Here is a 1,173-nt window from a genome sequence, read left to right on the forward strand (position 1 = left end):
TGCATTCTCACAGGTTGCTGTGCCTGTTACAGTTACATAATACGTTGTTGTTGCTGTTAATGCTGGTGTTGTAAAGTTTGCTCCTGATCCTACTTGTGCAGTTAAAGCTGAATCACTATACCACTTGAATGTTGCGCCTGCTACTGTACTACTTGCTGATAAATCTGCGGTTTCGTCTGTACAAATTGTAGTATCCGCGGCTGTAATATCTGATGCGCTATTCTTTGGATTTACTGTTACAATAACTTCTTTTCCTGTTCCTGCTGCATTCTCACATGTTGCTGTACCTGTTACAGTTACATAATATGTTGTTGTTGCTGTTAATGCTGGTGTTGTAAAGTTTGCTCCTGACCCTACTTCTGTAGTTAAAGCTGAATCGCTATACCACTTGAATGTTGCGCCTGCTACTGTACTACTTGCTGATAAATCTGCGGTTTCGTCTGTACAAATTGTAGTATCCGCGGCTGTAATATCTGATGCGCTATTCTTTGGATTTACTGTTACAATAACTTCTTTTCCTGTTCCTGCTGCATTCTCACATGTTGCTGTACCTGTTACAGTTACATAATATGTTGTTGTTGCTGTTAATGCTGGTGTTGTAAAGTTTGCTCCTGACCCTACTTCTGTAGTTAAAGCTGAATCGCTATACCACTTGAATGTTGCGCCTGCTACTGTACTACTTGCTGATAAATCTGCGGTTTCATCTGTACAAATTGTAGTATCCGCTGCGGTAATATCTGATGCGCTATTCTTTGGATTTACTGTTACAACAACTTCCTTTCCTGTTCCTGCTGCATTCTCACATGTTGCTGTGCCTGTTACAGTTACATAATACGTTGTTGTTGCTGTTAATGCTGGTGTTGTAAAGTTTGCTCCTGATCCTACTTCTGTAGTTAAAGCTGAATCGCTATACCACTTGAATGTTGCGCCTGCTACTGTACTACTTGCTGATAAATCTGCGGTTTCGTCTGTACAAATTGTAGTATCCGCTGCGGTAATATCTGATGCGCTATTCTTTGGATTTACTGTTACAACAACTTCCTTTCCTGTTCCTGCTGCATTCTCACAGGTTGCTGTGCCTGTTACAGTTACATAATATGTTGTTGTTGCTGTTAATGCTGGTGTTGTAAAGTTTGCTCCTGATCCTACTTCTGTAGTTAAAGCTGAATCGCT

General features: G+C 40.7%; 1 protein-coding gene. It reads right to left on the minus strand.

Annotated elements, in window-relative coordinates; all coding sequences use genetic code 11:
* A partial coding sequence (locus tag FQU21_RS17510) for an Ig-like domain-containing protein (RefSeq protein ID WP_222708022.1) occupies nt 1-1,173 on the minus strand: 1,173 nt, incomplete at both ends.

This window comes from Algibacter pacificus, assembly GCF_008033385.1.
Lineage (GTDB): Bacteria > Bacteroidota > Bacteroidia > Flavobacteriales > Flavobacteriaceae > Algibacter > Algibacter pacificus.